The organism is Promicromonospora sp. NPDC019610, assembly GCF_044389365.1.
GTDB lineage: Bacteria > Actinomycetota > Actinomycetes > Actinomycetales > Cellulomonadaceae > Promicromonospora.
The window spans coordinates 2,467,246-2,482,093 of the sequence record NZ_JBIRXX010000001.1; the positions used below are offsets into that span (position 1 = coordinate 2,467,246).

At 72.7% G+C, this 14,848-nt stretch carries 11 protein-coding genes; all 11 read left to right on the forward strand.

All coding sequences use genetic code 11. The features are described 5' to 3' along the window. Positions 1 to 60 precede the first annotated feature (60 nt). The 11 genes from ACH45N_RS11005 to murD all read left to right on the forward strand — a co-directional run bounded on the left by ACH45N_RS11005 (position 61) and on the right by murD (position 14,837). Positions 61 to 2,676, forward strand: a complete 2,616-nt coding sequence (locus ACH45N_RS11005) for a beta-glucosidase (protein WP_397393546.1) — start codon at positions 61 to 63, stop codon at positions 2,674 to 2,676. A gap of 46 nt (positions 2,677 to 2,722) precedes the next feature. Further along, a complete protein-coding gene (locus ACH45N_RS11010; RefSeq protein ID WP_397393548.1) occupies positions 2,723 to 4,393 on the forward strand; it encodes an ABC transporter substrate-binding protein in 1,671 nt (556 codons plus the stop codon). Next, positions 4,393 to 5,526, forward strand: a complete 1,134-nt coding sequence (locus ACH45N_RS11015) for an ABC transporter ATP-binding protein (RefSeq protein ID WP_397393550.1) — start codon at positions 4,393 to 4,395, stop codon at positions 5,524 to 5,526. The genes ACH45N_RS11010 and ACH45N_RS11015 overlap by 1 nt, the downstream gene beginning before the upstream one ends. After that, complete coding sequence (locus tag ACH45N_RS11020) at positions 5,523 to 6,506, forward strand: ABC transporter permease (RefSeq protein ID WP_397393552.1); 984 nt, start codon at positions 5,523 to 5,525, stop codon at positions 6,504 to 6,506. The genes ACH45N_RS11015 and ACH45N_RS11020 overlap by 4 nt, the downstream gene beginning before the upstream one ends. After that, on the forward strand, positions 6,503 to 7,420 hold the full coding sequence (locus tag ACH45N_RS11025) for an ABC transporter permease (RefSeq protein WP_397393554.1): 918 nt from the start codon (positions 6,503 to 6,505) through the stop codon (positions 7,418 to 7,420). Before ACH45N_RS11020 ends, ACH45N_RS11025 begins: the two co-directional genes overlap by 4 nt. Continuing rightward, complete coding sequence (locus ACH45N_RS11030) at positions 7,417 to 8,460, forward strand: ABC transporter ATP-binding protein (RefSeq protein WP_397393556.1); 1,044 nt, start codon at positions 7,417 to 7,419, stop codon at positions 8,458 to 8,460. The genes ACH45N_RS11025 and ACH45N_RS11030 overlap by 4 nt, the downstream gene beginning before the upstream one ends. A gap of 209 nt (positions 8,461 to 8,669) precedes the next feature. Then, positions 8,670 to 8,813: a hypothetical protein gene (locus ACH45N_RS11035; RefSeq protein WP_397393558.1), complete on the forward strand. Its 144-nt coding sequence runs from the start codon at positions 8,670 to 8,672 to the stop codon at positions 8,811 to 8,813. Between the two features lie 292 nt (positions 8,814 to 9,105). After that, a complete protein-coding gene (locus ACH45N_RS11040; protein ID WP_397393560.1) occupies positions 9,106 to 10,683 on the forward strand; it encodes a UDP-N-acetylmuramoyl-L-alanyl-D-glutamate--2,6-diaminopimelate ligase in 1,578 nt (525 codons plus the stop codon). Positions 10,684 to 10,768: 85 nt separating this feature from the next. Beyond that, the gene (gene murF / locus ACH45N_RS11045; protein ID WP_397393562.1) at positions 10,769 to 12,256 is read left to right on the forward strand and encodes a UDP-N-acetylmuramoyl-tripeptide--D-alanyl-D-alanine ligase; all 1,488 of its coding nucleotides are present in this window, start codon (positions 10,769 to 10,771) and stop codon (positions 12,254 to 12,256) included. Further along, positions 12,253 to 13,335 carry a phospho-N-acetylmuramoyl-pentapeptide-transferase gene (mraY, locus tag ACH45N_RS11050; RefSeq protein WP_397393564.1) on the forward strand — a complete coding sequence of 361 codons (1,083 nt, stop codon included), beginning with the start codon at positions 12,253 to 12,255 and terminating at the stop codon, positions 13,333 to 13,335. Before murF ends, mraY begins: the two co-directional genes overlap by 4 nt. Next, positions 13,332 to 14,837, forward strand: coding sequence for a UDP-N-acetylmuramoyl-L-alanine--D-glutamate ligase (gene murD, locus ACH45N_RS11055; RefSeq protein ID WP_397393566.1), 1,506 nt, complete (start codon positions 13,332 to 13,334; stop codon positions 14,835 to 14,837). Before mraY ends, murD begins: the two co-directional genes overlap by 4 nt. Positions 14,838 to 14,848: the final 11 nt, after the last annotated feature.

A 14,848-nucleotide genomic window follows, 5' to 3' on the forward strand; every position in this document is an offset into this window, starting at 1 on the left:
TAACCAGTAAGTAAGTGTGGTTGAATGCGGGCAGCCGTCCACCGCCGAACGGAGAAGCACTTGTCATCGCAGGCAGTTACCGCGCAGGTCAGCGCTACGGAGCCCGAGCTGCTCCGGCTCCTCGACCAGCTCTCCGCCGAGGAGAAGGTGTCGCTCGTCGTGGGCGCGTCCATGTGGACCACCACCGCGGTGCCGCGGATCGGCCTGGAGCCGGTGGTGCTGTCCGACGGGCCGGTCGGCGTGCGCGGCCCGGGCGGCGGGACGTCGGCGATGTTCCCCGCGCCGTCCGCGCTGGCCGCGACCTGGGACCTGGAGCTGGCCCGCCGCGCCGGCCTGCTGTTCGCCGCCGAGGCGCGGCGCCACGGCGTGGACGTGGTGCTGGCCCCGCAGGTCAACCTCCAGCGCACGCCCGTGGGCGGCCGCCACTTCGAGTGCTACTCCGAGGACCCGCACCTGACCGCCGAGATCGCAGTGGCGCTCGTGGGCGCCGCGCAGGAGCGGGGCGTCGGGATGTGCGTCAAGCACTACGTCGCCAACGACTCCGAGACCGAGCGCACGCGCTACCTCGCGCGCCTCGACGAGCGGACGCTGCGCGAGGCCTACCTGGCGCCCTTCGAGCGCCTGGTGCGTGACGTCAACCCGTGGTCCGTCATGGGCGCCTACAACGGCGCCGACACCGAGGGCCTCGCCGCGCCCCTGCTGGAGCACCGGCCGCTCGTGGTCGACCTGCTCAAGGAGGAGTGGGGCTACGACGGCCTCTTCGTGAGCGACTGGGTCGCCACGCAGTCCGTGGTGCCCGCCGTGCGCGGCGGCCTGGACCTGCAGATGCCCGGGCCCGACGGCGCGTGGGGCGACGGCCTGCTCGACGCCGTCCGCTCCGGCGAGGTCGCCGAGGCGGAGCTGGACGACAAGGTGCTGCGTCTGCTGCGGCTCGCCCGCCGCACCGGCCGGCTCGTGCTGCCGGGCGCCTCCGACGCGAACGGCAGCGCGGTGGGCGCGCACCTCGCGCTCCAGGCCGTGCCGGACCAGGCGGCCGCCGCGACCGCGGCGTCGAGCGAGCTCCTGCGCGAGCTCGCCGCCCGCTCCGTGGTGGTGCTGAAGGACGACCTCGGCCTGGTGCCGCTGGTGCAGGACGGCGCCCGGCCGCTGCGGGTCGCGCTGCTCGGGCCAGCCGCCGTCGAGCCCTTCTTCCAGGGCGGCGGCTCCTCGTTCGTGCAGCCCGACCACCTCACCTACCCCGCCGACGAGCTGCGCGCCGCGCTCCCGGAAGGCTCCGAGCTGACCGTGCTGGCCGGCGCCCGCGCGCTGCACAACCCGCCGGAGCTCGACGTCGACCGGTGCACGGACCCGGTCACCGGTGCGCCCGGCCTGCGCGTCGAGCTCCTGGCCGCCGACGGCAGCACGCTCGAGGAGCGCACCGCCACCGGGTGGACCGGCTGGCTGGAGGACGTGCGGCCCGACGCCGACGCCGTCCGCCTGCGGGCGACCGTCCGGCTGGACGAGCCGGGCGCCCACGAGCTGGGCGTCGGCACCGTCGGCGTGCACCGGGTGCTCGTCGACGGCGGCGAGGTCGCCACCGGCAGCACGGTCGTCAACGAGGACGTGGTGCTCTCCTCCGGGCACAACCACCCGATCGCGGCCCTCGCCCAGGCGAGTGGCACCGCCGAGCTGGACGCGACCGTCCAGGTGGTGCACGCCGTGGGCTACGGGCACTTCGTGCGCGCCGCCCTGGTGCACCGGCTGCCCGGCCCCTCGGCCGCCGACGAGCTCGCCGCCGCCGTCGAGGCCGCTGCCGCCGCCGACGTCGCCGTCGTGCTGGTCGGCACCACCGCCGAGGTCGAGTCCGAGGGTTACGACCGGCCCGACCTGGACCTGCCCGGCAATCAGGACGAGCTCGTGCGCCGCGTCGCCGCGGCCAACCCGCGCACCGTCGTCGTCGTCAACGCGGGCGCGCCCGTGCTGCTGCCCTGGCTGAACGACGTGCCCACAGCGCTGTGGGGCTGGCTGCCCGGGCAGGAGGCGGGCACGGCGCTCGCCGACGTGCTGACCGGCGTCACCGAGCCGTCCGGCCGCCTGCCGTGGACGCTCCCCGCCCGCTTCGAGGACGTCCCGGTGCCGCACGCGCGGCCGGTGGACGGCGTCGTCGACTACACCGAGGGGACCGACGTCGGCTACCGCGCCTGGGAGCGGCGGCTGGCCGCCGCGCCGGACGCCGCCGGGCCCGATGCCGCGGGCGGCACCGCGCCGGTGCCCGCCGCGCCGTTCGGGCACGGCCTGGGCTGGACCACCTGGGAGTACGAGGACGCCGTCCTCGCCTGGGGCCAGTCCCACGACGCCCCCGCGACCCTGACCGCGTACGTGACCGTCCGGAACACCGGGTCCCGCGCGGGCCGCGAGGTGGTCCAGGTCTACGTCGAGGCACCCGCGGGCGGCCCGAGCCGCCCCGTGCGGTGGCTGGGCGGTTTCGCGGTGGCGGACGTGCCCGCCATGGGCAGCGCGACCGTCCGCGTACCAGTTCCCACCCGGGCGCTGCAGGTCTGGGACCCGCAGGCCAAGGGCTGGACCACGCCGCCGGGCACCTACCGGCTGCGTACGGGCAGGTCCGTCACGGACCTGCGCCTGACCAACGAGCTGACCGTCCGGCCCGGGGAGGAACCCGGCGCCGGAACCCAGTGATCAGACCCCATCTGTCCCGACCGGGACGAGTGCAAGGAGGCACACCGTGAGGATTCACAAGCACGTCGCCGTCGTGGCGGCCGCGGCAGCCGTCGCGCTGCTGGCAGCCTGCAGCGGCGGTGGTGGTGGCGGCACCGCCACCCAGGCGGGCGGCGGGGAGACCCTGACCGTCGGCATGCCGAACGGCGTCCAGACCGAGAACCACAGCCCGTTCGCCACGGGCTCGTCCGCGCTCTCGCTGGGCTACGCGTTCACGATCTACGAGCCGCTGATGATGCGCAACCAGGCCCGGCCCTCCGAGGACCCGGAGCCCTGGCTCGCCGACAGCATCGAGTGGAACGAGGACTTCACCGAGGCTGTCATCACGCCCCGCGAGGGCGTCACCTGGTCGGACGGGGAGGAGTTCACCGCCGACGACGTCGCGTTCTCCATCCAGCTCCGCAAGGACTTCGAGGCGCTCAACACCGGCGCCCTGCCCTATGACACGGTCGAGACCGACGGGTCCACCGTGACCGTCACGTTCACCGCCGGGCAGTTCGTCAACCAGTCCAAGCTGTACGACCTGGTCATGGTGCCCGAGCACATCTGGGCCGACGTGAAGGACCCGACCACCGACACCAACCCCGACCCCGTGGGTACCGGCCCGTACACGCTGGAGTCGTGGACGCCGCAGGCCGCCACGGTCGTGGCGCGCGACGACTACTGGGGCGGCAAGCCCGCCGTCCCCGAGATCCGGTACTCGTCGTACAACGACAACAACGCCCTGACCACGGCCCTGACCACCGGTGAGGCGCAGTGGGGCTGGACGTTCATCGCCGACTACGAGAACGTCTACATCGCCCAGGACCCGGAGCACTACCACCAGTACGCCGCCGGCGGCCTCGGCATCGACGTGCTCTACCTGAACAACGAGACCAAGCCGTTCGACGACAAGGCGTTCCGCCAGGCCCTGAACATGGTCATCGACCGCCAGGAGCTCGTCGACGTCGCCACCTCCGGCGTCAACCCGGCCCTGACCAGCGTCACCGGCCTGCCGCTGCCCGCCGGCGAGGAGTTCCTCTCGGCGGACTACGCCGACCAGGAGTACGCGGTCGACGTGGAGGGCGCGCGTGCCCTGCTGGAGGACGCCGGCTACACCTGGGAGGGCGAGAAGCTCGTCGACCCCGACGGCGACGAGGTGACGTTCGAGCTGGTCAACCCGGCCGGCTGGAACGACTACCTGACCGCCCTGGACCTCATCAAGAACTCCGCGGCCGAGCTCGGCGCCACCGCCACCGTCAACCCCGTCAACCAGGACGGCTGGTTCGCCGACATCATCCCCGGCGGCGACTTCCAGGCCACCCTGCACTGGACCGACGGCGGCGCCACCCCCTGGGACATGTACTCCGACATCATGGACGGCGCGCACTACAAGAAGCTGGGCGAGCCGGCCACGTGGAACTTCGGCCGCTTCCAGAACGACGACGCCACCCAGGCGCTCGCCGACTACGCCGCCGCCCCGGACGACGCCACGCGCACCGCGGCGCTGGACACCATCCAGAAGGTGTTCGTCGAGGAGGTGCCGGGCATCGCCATCTGGACCCGCCCGGCCACCGCGCAGTACTCGACGCAGAACTACGTGGGCTGGCCGTCCGAGGAGGACCCGTACAACCAGCCCCAGCCCACCGGTGTGCAGGCCGCCCAGATCCTGATGCACCTCAAGCCCGCGGAAGGCTGATGAGCGAGACGACACCGGTGCTGGCCGCGCACGGCCTCACCAAGCATTTCCGAGCGGGCGGGCGCCGCGTCAGCGGCCGCTCGCCCGCCCGGGCGATCCACGCCGTGGACGGCGTGGACCTCGAGCTCCACCGCGGCCAGGTCCTGGCCGTGGTGGGGGAGTCGGGCTCCGGCAAGTCCACGGTCGCCCGGCTGCTGGCCGGACTGATCCCGATCACGGGCGGGCAGGTGCTGCTCGACGGTGCCGAGGTCCGCCTGCGGGGCCGCCGGGCCTTCCGCGCGTACGTGCGACGCGTGCAGATGATCTTCCAGGACCCGTTCGGCTCCCTGAACCCGGTGCACCCCGTGCGCTACACCCTGACCCGGGCGCTGCGCCTGCACCGCAAGCAGTCCACGGGCGGCACGCTGCGCGGGCCCGAGCTGGAGGCGGCCCTCACCGAGCTGCTGGAGCGGGTGCACCTCACGCCCGCGACGCGGTACGTGGACAAGTACCCGCACGAGCTGTCCGGCGGGCAGCGGCAGCGCATCGCCATCGCGCGGGCCCTGGCCGCCGACCCGGAGGTGCTGCTCGCCGACGAGCCCGTGTCCATGCTCGACGTCTCGATCCGGCTGGGCATCCTCAACCTGCTGGCCGACCTGCGCGACCGGCTCGGGATCGCCGTCCTGTACATCACCCACGACATCGCGTCCGCCCGGTACTTCGCCGACCGCACCACCGTGCTGTACGCGGGGCAGGTCATGGAGACCGGCGACTCCGAGTCCGTGACCCAGGAGCCGCTGCACCCCTACACGCGGCTGCTCATCGCGTCCGCCCCCGACCCCGACGACCTCGCGGGGATCGGCGCCGCGGCCGTGCGGGAGCAGGGGACCGGCGGCGAGCCGCCGAGCCTCGTGGACCCGCCGCCCGGCTGCCGGTTCGCGCCGCGCTGCCCGTACGCGACCGACCTGTGCCGCACCGAGACCCCCGAGCTGATCGAGGTCGCCCCCGGGCGGTCCGCCGCCTGCTGGGGGTACAGCGAGCGGGAGGGGCGGCCCGACGTCGGGCCCGCCGTCCGGCACGCGGGTGCGAACGGCCCCGGCGCGAACAGTTCCGGCGGGAGCGGCGCCAACGGGAACGGGGAGGTGGCCGCATGAGGTTCCTGCTGCGCAGGGTCGTGTTCTACGCGCTGACCGCGTGGGCCGCGATCACCATCAACTTCTTCATCCCGCGCCTGCTGCCGGGCGACCCCGTCACGGCCCTGCTGGGCCGCATGCAGGGGCGCATCGACAGCAACGCCGAGCACTCGCTGCGCGTGCTGTTCGGCCTGGACCAGGACACGAGCCTCTGGCAGCAGTACGTCGACTACTGGGGCCTGCTCCTGCGGGGCGACCTCGGCCTGTCCTTCACGCACTTCCCGACGCCCGTGGCCGACATCGTGGCCCAGTCCCTGCCGTGGACCGTCGGGCTGGTCGGCGTCGCCACCATCATCGCGTTCGTGATCGGCTCGCTCATCGGCACGTTCCTCGGCTGGCGTCGCGGCACCTGGGCCGACGGGCTGCTGCCCGTGGCGACGTTCTTCCAGGCCGTGCCGTACTTCTGGCTGGGCCTGATCACCATCGCCGTGCTGTCCGTGAACCTCGGCTGGTTCCCGTCCAGCGGCAGTTACGACCGCGGGCTGGTGCCCTCGTTCAGCGGCGAGTTCATCGGCTCCGTCGTCTACTACGGCTTCCTGCCCGCGCTCACCGTCGTGCTGTCCTCCGTGGCCGGCTGGGTGCTCGGCATGCGCAACATGATGGTGACCGTCTCCTCGGAGGACTACGTCACCGTCGCGCACGCCAAGGGCCTGCCCGAGCGGCAGGTCATGCTCGGCTACGCCGCGCGCAACGCCGTCCTGCCGCAGGTCTCCAGCTTCGCGCTGTCCCTCGGCTTCGTCGTCGGCGGCACGCTGATCATGGAGATGGTCTTCTCCTACCAGGGCATCGGCTACACGCTCTACCAGGCCGTCTCCACCCACGACTACCCGCTGATGCAGGGCTGCTTCCTGGTCATCACCCTGTCCGTCCTCGTGGCGAACATGGTGGCCGACCTCGCCTACGCCCTGCTCGACCCCCGCACCCGGACGGAGGACCGATGAAGAACCAGCTGCTGTTCCTGCGCAACGGCAAGGTCATCACCGGCCTGGTCATCCTCGGCTTCTTCACGCTGCTGGCCCTGCTGGGCCCGTGGCTGTCGCCCTACGACCCCAACCAGGTGAGCGACGCGCTGCTCAGCCCGCCTTCCGCCACCCACTGGCTGGGCACCGACCACACCGGGCGCGACATCCTGTCCCAGATCATCGTGGGCGCTCGCGGCGTGCTCGTCGTCGGCCTGGTCGCCGGCGTGAGCGCCACCGTGGTGGGCGTGCTCGTGGGCGTGACGGCCGGGTTCGTCGGCGGGATCGGCGACGAGTCGCTGTCCGCGCTGTCGAACATGTTCCTCGTCATCCCGCAGCTGCCGCTGATCATCCTGATCGCCGCGCAGCTGCCGTCCGCCGGCGGGCTCACCGTCGCGCTGGTCATCGGGGCCACCGGCTGGGCCTGGGGTGCCCGCGTGCTGCGCGCCCAGACGCTGTCGCTGCGCAAGCGCGACTTCGTCGAGGCCGCCCGGGCAAACGGGGAGCGCACGTGGCGCCTCGTGCTCGCCGAGGTCATGCCCAACCTGACGGCCGTGATCGCCTCCGGGTTCGTGGGCACCGTGACGTTCGCGGTGCTGTCCCAGGTCACGCTGTCGTTCATCGGCATCACGCCGGTCAGCGACTGGAACTGGGGCACGATCCTGTTCTGGGCGCAGAACAACCTCGCGCTGCAGCGCGGCGCGTGGTGGTGGTTCGTGCCGGCCGGGGCGTGCATCGCGCTGCTCGGCATGGCGCTGACCCTGGTCAACTTCGGTATCGACGAGATCGTCAACCCCCGCCTGCGGTCCACCGGCCTGCACGCGCGCTCGCTGCGTCGCCGGGGCATCCGGCCGCGCGTGGGGTTCACCCCGGTGGTGCGGGAGGTGCGGTCATGAGCGCAGGTGCTGTCACGGCGGAGGACCCGGTCCTCGAGATCCGGAACCTGAGCGTCGACTACGGGTTCGGCGACGATCCGACGCACGTGCTGCGCGACGTCTCCCTGACGCTGCGCCGCGGCGAGGTGCTGGGGCTGGCGGGGGAGTCGGGCTGCGGCAAGTCGACCCTCGCCTACGCTGCGACGCGGCTGCTTGCCCCGCCGGGCCTCATCACCGGCGGCGAGGTGTGGCTCACGAACCGTGACGGCAAGCGGGCGGACCTGCTCGCCCTGTCCGACGCCGAGCTGCGGGCCGCCCGCTGGCGCGACATCGCGATCGTGTTCCAGGGCGCGATGAGCTCGCTCAACCCGGTGTTCCGCGTGGAGAAGCAGCTCGTCGACGGCATCCTGGCGCACCAGCCCCGGATCGGGCGCGCCGAGGCCCGGGAGCGGGCGGCGGAGCTGCTACGGCTCGTGGGTATCTCGGCCGACCGGCTGCGGGCCTACCCGCACCAGCTCTCCGGCGGCATGCGCCAGCGCGTGATGATCGCGATGGCGCTCGCCCTGGAGCCGCAGGTGCTCATCATGGATGAGCCCACCACGGCGCTCGACGTGGTGATGCAGCGCCAGATCCTGGAGCAGGTCATGGAGCTGCGCGAGCGGCTCGGCTTCTCCGTGGTGCTCATCACGCACGACGTGTCCCTGCTGGTCGAGGTCGCCGACCGCATCGCCGTCATGTACGCGGGCGAGATCGTGGAGACTGCGGCGGCGCGCGACGTGTACACGCACCCCCGGCACCCGTACTCCGCGGGCCTGCTCGGGTCGTTCCCCCCGCTGCACGGGCCGCGACGCGACCTCTCGGGCATCCCCGGCGCTCCGCCGGACCTGTCCCAGCGCGAGCCGGGCTGCCCGTTCGCGCCGCGGTGCCCGCACGTCATGGACGTGTGCCGCACGGAGCTGCCGGTGCTGGGCCGGACGGCGCAGGCCGAGGACGGGCGGCTGGTGGCGTGCCACCTGCACACCTCGGAGTCGGCCAAGCTGCCGGACCTGGTGGCGCGGTAGGTCTTTGACTGTCGGCGGGGTGGCCCGCCGGCGGACACGTTACGTCCTGGGGTGTGCTAGCTGAGCGTAGACAATGTCTACGCTCAGCTAGCACACCCTGCTGCGTACGCTGTACCGGCAGCACCTCTGGAAAGCGTGATGAGGGCAGCATCTGTTGTGTGCCTGAAAGCCGTGGCCGCGCTTTCAGTACTCATGCTCTTGGAGGCGTGATGGCCTACCTGGTCTTCGCGTTCGAGATCGAAGTTCAGCCCGTCGAGGGCGTCGGGCTGAACGGCAACGACGAGGTCGCACTGGAGTTCAGGGCGGCCGACGGGGCCGGTCGGACCCCTCTGGTTCGCGATCTTCAAAGGTGAGGGTGAGTCCACGGATGCGGCACAGCTGACGATCGATCCAGAGTCCCGTGCGATACCGCTGTCGGTCGTCGAGTGGGCGGTCGGGTTTGCTCGGACAAACCTGTAGTGCGGGGGTTTAGCAGCGCGGTGGGAATAGTCGCGGCGCCCTGTCGGTGTGCTTTGTGATTGTCGCCCTCCAGATCGGCAGATCACCGCACCTTTGCGCGAAGGACACCCGGACCACCCCACAACCACCACCCAAGGCCCACACCCAGGACGAGACCCCGTCCCCGGAGACGGTAGGTTCTTCTCCGTGACATCCCCGATCGACCGGATCCGACCGGCCGCCACGACAGCGCGTCAGGTCTCGGACCTCGCCGTCGCGTTCGGTCTCACCATCGCCCCAGGTCAGCCCGCTGACGCCGCGGTCACCTGCGTTGCCTCGGACAACCGGGTCGCGCAGCCGGGGGACCTGTTCGTGGCCCTGCCCGGCGCCCGGGCGCACGGTGCGCAGTTCGCCGCGGACGCCGTCGAGCGCGGGGCCACTGCGATCCTCACGGACGCGCGCGGGGCCGAGCTGATCGGGCCCGGCAGCAGTACACCGGTGCTCGTCGCCGACGACCCCCGCGGCATCCTCGGCCAGGTCGCCGCCTGGGTGCTGGGCAACCCCGCCGAGGATCTGATGACGTTCGGCGTCACCGGCACCAACGGCAAGACCACCACGACCTACCAGCTCGACCACCTGCTGCGGGCCCTGGGCTGGACGGGTGGCCTGATCGGCACCGTCGAGACGCGCTCCGGCGACCGCGTGATCGCCAGCACGCTCACCACGCCCGAGGCCGCTGACCTGCAGGCGCTGCTCGCCGCAATGCGCGAGGACCACGTGCGCACCCTCGCCATGGAGGTCTCCTCCCACGCCCTGGCGCAGCACCGCGTGGACGGCATCGTGTTCGGCGTCGCCGGGTTCACCAACCTCACGCAGGACCACCTGGACTTCCACGGCGACTTCGAGTCCTACTTCGCCACCAAGGCCGACCTGTTCACGCCCGCTCGCGCCCGCCGCGGCGTCGTCACCGTCGACGACGCCTGGGGCGAGCGCATGGCCGAGGCCGCGCAGATCCCCGTCGCCACCCTGACCACGCTGCCGGGCAAGGCCGCCGACTGGGTCGTGACGGACGTCGAGCCGCACGGCACCGGCTCGGCCTTCACGCTGACGCACCACGACGGGCGCACCCTGCGTACCTCCACCTCGCTGCCGGGCGGCTACAACGTGGCCAACGCGGCCCTCGCCGTCGTGATGGTGCTGGAGGGCGGTTCGGACATCCGCGACGTCACGGAGGCGCTGGCGGCCGCCGACGGCCTGAGCGCCACGGTGCCCGGCCGCATGGAGGTGCTGGCCACGGCCCCGCGCGTGGTCGTGGACTTCGCGCACAACACCGAGGCCCTGGAGCTCTCCCTCGCGGCCCTGCGCCCGACGACGGAGGGCAAGCTCGCCGTCGTCTTCGGCGCCACCGGCGACCGCGACCCCGGCAAGCGCCCCTTCATGGGCGCGGCCGCGGTGCACGGAGCCGACGTCGTCTATGTCACGGACGACGACCCGCACGACGAGGACCCCGCGAAGGTGCGGGTCGAGGTGCTCGCCGGCACCGGCGTCGCCGCGCCGGGCAGCACCGTCGAGACCGTGGACGACGGCGGCTCGCGTACGGTGGTGGTCCACGAGGTCGCCCCGCGCGCGGACGCCATCCGCGCCGCGATCCTGGCGGCCGGCCCGGACGACACCGTGCTGGTGGCGGGTCGCGGGCACGAGACGATCCAGGAGATCGCCGGCGTGGACCACGTGCTCGACGACCGGGTCGAGGCGCGCGCCGCGCTGGCGGCCCGCGGCGCGTGACTCGGCAGGCCGTGACCCGGCAGACGGAGCAGTACCCAGCACGCGCAACCCCAGCAGGACCCACGCAGGAGAGGACGACACAGGCATGATCGAGCTGACTGCGGCACAGGTCGCCGCAGCCACCGGCGGGCGGCTGCATGCCGACCCGGACGTCACGGTCACGGGGGCGGTGATCATCGACTCGCGCGAGGCCGGGCCGGGCGCACTGTTCGTGGCCCTGCCGGGGGAGCGGGTGGACGGGCACGACTTCGCGGGCCGCGCCGTCGCGACGGGCGCCGCGCTGGTGCTGGCGGGGCGCGAGCTCGACGGCCTGCCGACCGTCGTCGTCGACGACCCGCAGGAGGCCCTCGGCGAGCTCGCCCGGTATGTGCTGGCGACCGTCCGCGAGACGGCCGCCGACGGCGAGGCACCCCGGGTGATCGGTGTGACCGGCTCGGTCGGCAAGACCACCACCAAGGACCTGCTCGGCCAGCTCCTCACCCCCGAGGCGGGCGAGGACGCGATCATCGTCCCCACGGGCTCGTTCAACAACGAGATCGGCCTACCGCTCACGGTGCTCCGCGTCACCGGGCAGACCCGGTACCTGGTGGCCGAGATGGGCGCCGACCACATCGGCAACATCGCCTACCTCACGCGCATCGCGCCGCCCGACGTCGGCGTCGTGCTCGCCGTGGGCGTGGCCCACGTGGGCCACTTCGGCAGCGTCGAGGCCATCGCCAAGACCAAGGCCGAGATGGTCTCCGGCGTGGTCGACGGCGGCACGGTGGTGCTCAACGCCGACGACCTGCGCGTCGCCGCCATGGCCGGCCAGGCCGCCCCCGGCACGACGCTGCGGACCTTCGGCACCATCCCGTCCGCCGACGTGCGCGCCGAGGACATCACGGTCGACGCCACGGGCCGCGCGCGCTTCACGCTCCGCGTCGCCGCGTCCGCGGCTTCCTCGTCGGGCACGGCGCAGGACGGCGCAACCGGCGAGCAGCGCGCCGACGTCGCCCTCCAGCTCGTGGGCCCCCACCACGTGAGCAACGCGCTCGCGGCCGCCACGGTCGCCCTGCGCCTCGGGGTGCCCGTGGCCGACGTCGCGCAGCGGCTCTCGGCCGCCACCGCCCGCAGCCCGCACCGCATGGCCGTCACCGAGCGGCCGGACGGCGTCACCGTGATCGACGACGCGTACAACGCGAACCCCGACTCGATGAAGGCCGCCCTGCGCACCCTCGCGGTGATGGCGGGGCGCACCCGCCGCTCCGTCGCGGTGCTCGGCGAGATGCGAGAGCTTGGTGACGGCGCGCGCGCCGCGCACGACGAGATCGGCCGCCTCGTGGTACGGCTGAACGTCAAGCAGCTCGTCGTCGTGGGCGACGGCGCCTATCACATCCATGAGGGCGCCATGCAGGAGGGGTCCTGGGGGTCGGAGTCGATCTTCGTGCCCGACCTGGACGCCGCCCGCACCCTGCTGGACGAGTCGCTGGAGCCCGGCGACGTCGTGCTCGTGAAGTCCTCGCTCGGCTCCGGACTCTGGGAGCTCGGCGACCACCTGTCGATGGCTCTGACCGCTAAGGACAACAACAAGTGATCGCGATCCTGGTCAGCGCCGCGGTGGCGCTGCTCGTGGCCCTGCTGGGCACGCCGGTCTTCATCCGGTTCCTGGTCCACAAGAACTACGGCCAGTTCGTCCGCGAGGACGGCCCCACGGGGCACTTCACCAAGCGCGGTACCCCCACCATGGGCGGCGTCGTCATGATCGCGGCCACCCTGATCGGTGTCGCGGCCTCGATGCTGGTGTCGGGGCGGCTGCCGAGCGTGTCGGCGCTGCTCGCGCTGTACCTCATGGCGGGCCTCGGCCTGGTCGGGTTCCTCGACGACTTCACGAAGATCCGCAAGCAGCGGTCGCTCGGCCTGACGGCGCGCGCGAAGCTGATCGGCCAGGGCGTCGTCGGCATCTCGTTCGCCGTGCTCGCGCTGCAGTTCCCCAACGAGAACTCGCGCACCCCGGCCTCCACGAAGATCTCGTTCCTGCGCGACACCGAGTTCGACCTGGCGTTCGCCGGCGCGACCGTGGGCCTCATCCTCTTCGTGATCTGGGCCAACCTGCTGGTCTCCGCCTGGTCCAACGCGGTGAACCTGACCGACGGCCTGGACGGCCTGGCCACCGGCGTCTCGATCATCACGTTCGGTGCCTACGTGCTGGTGGGTATCTGGCAGCTCAACCAGTCGTGCCAGTTCCTGGCCACGGCCGGGCCAAGGTGTTACGAGGTGCGCGACCCGCAGGACCTCGCGATCGTCGCCGCCGCCGTCACGGGCGCCTGCGTCGGCTTCCTGTGGTGGAACGCCAACCCCGCCAAGATCTTCATGGGCGACACCGGCTCGCTCGCCCTGGGTGGCGCCCTGGCCGGCCTGTCGATCCTGAGCCGCACCGAGCTGCTGGCCGTGCTCATCGGCGGCATGTTCGTGCTCATCGTCTCGTCCGTCGTGATCCAGGTGGGCTTCTTCAAGATGACCGGCCGCCGCGTGTTCAAGATGGCGCCGCTGCAGCACCACTTCGAGCTGTCCGGGTGGGGCGAGGTGACCATCGTCATCCGGTTCTGGCTCATCGCGGGCCTGCTCGCCGGCCTCGGCATGGGCATCTTCTACGCCGAGTGGGTGGCCTCGTGACCGAGGCCCCCGGCGCCGACGGCGCCACGCACCACCCGGCCGACACCTACGGCACGGTCGAGCCGCGCGTCCCCCTGGCCGACGCTCGCGTGATCCTGGCGGGCCTCGGCGTCACCGGCCGGTCGCTCCAGCGGGTGCTCGAACCACGCGTGGCCTCCCTGGTCACCGTGGACGACAAGGCGCACGACGCCGATCACGGCGCGCTGGACGCCGAGGGTGCGGCCGCCCTCCTCGCCGAGGCCGACCTGCTCGTCGCCTCGCCGGGCTTCCCGCCGCACCACCCCCTCGTCGCCGCGGCCCTCGCCGCGGGCGTGCCCGTGTGGAGCGAGGCCGAGCTCGCGTGGCGGCTGCGCGTCAACCGCCTCGGCACCGACGAGCCGGCCGCGTGGCTCGGGATCACCGGTTCCAACGGCAAGACGACCACCGTCGAGATGCTGGCCGCGATCCTGCGGGCCGCGGGCCTGCGCACCGCCGCCGTCGGGAACGTGGGCCGCTCGCTGGTGGAGGCGGCGATGGACCCCGCGCTCGACGTGCTCGCCGTCGAGCTCTCCAGCTTCCAGCTCCACTTCACGCACACCATGTCGCTCCAGGCCGGCGCCGTGCTGAACGTGTCGGCCGACCACCTCGACTGGCACGGCTCCCTTGAGGCCTACACCCGCGACAAGGGCCGCATCTTCGAACGCGTCCAGGTCGCCTGCGTCTACAACGTCGCGGACCCGACGACCGAGGACCTCGTGCGCGAGGCCGACGTGGTCGAGGGCGCCCGCGCCGTCGGCTTCGCGGTGGGCACGCCCGGCCCGGGCGACCTCGGGCTGGTCGACGACGTCCTCGTGGACCGCGCCTTCCACGCCGACCACGACGACCCGGACCGCCGCCAGAGCGCCGCGGAGCTCGGCACGCTGGCCGACCTCACGCAGCTCGGCGACCACAACGGCGTCGTGCCCACGCACATCGTGGCGGACGCCCTGGCCGCCGCCGCGCTGGCCCGGGCGCACGGCGTGCCCGCGGTCGCCGTCCGCGACGGCCTGCGGTCCTTCGGGCCCAGCGAGCACCGCATCCAGCGGGTGGCGGAGGCGGGCGGCGTCACCTACGTGAACGACTCGAAGGCGACGAACGCGCACTCCGCGGCCGCGTCCCTGGCGGGCTTCGCGCACGGCACAGTGGTGTGGATCGCCGGCGGCCTGGCCAAGGGCGCCACGTTCGACGACCTCGTCTCCTCGCGCGCGGACCGGATGCGCGCCGCCGTCGTGATCGGGGCCGACCCGGGCCCGCTCGCCGACACGCTGGCCCGACACGCGCCCAAGGTCCCGGTTGTGGTGATCGATCCCGGTGACACTGAGACCGTGATGCGCCGGGCGGTGACGGCCGCACGCGACCTCGCCCAGGCGGGGGACACCGTGCTGCTGGCCCCGGCGGGCGCGTCGCAGGACCAGTTCGTCTCGTACGCCCAGCGCGGCGAGGAGTTCGTCCGCGTGGTGCGTGACCTCACCACCACGCGCTGAGCGCGGGAGGG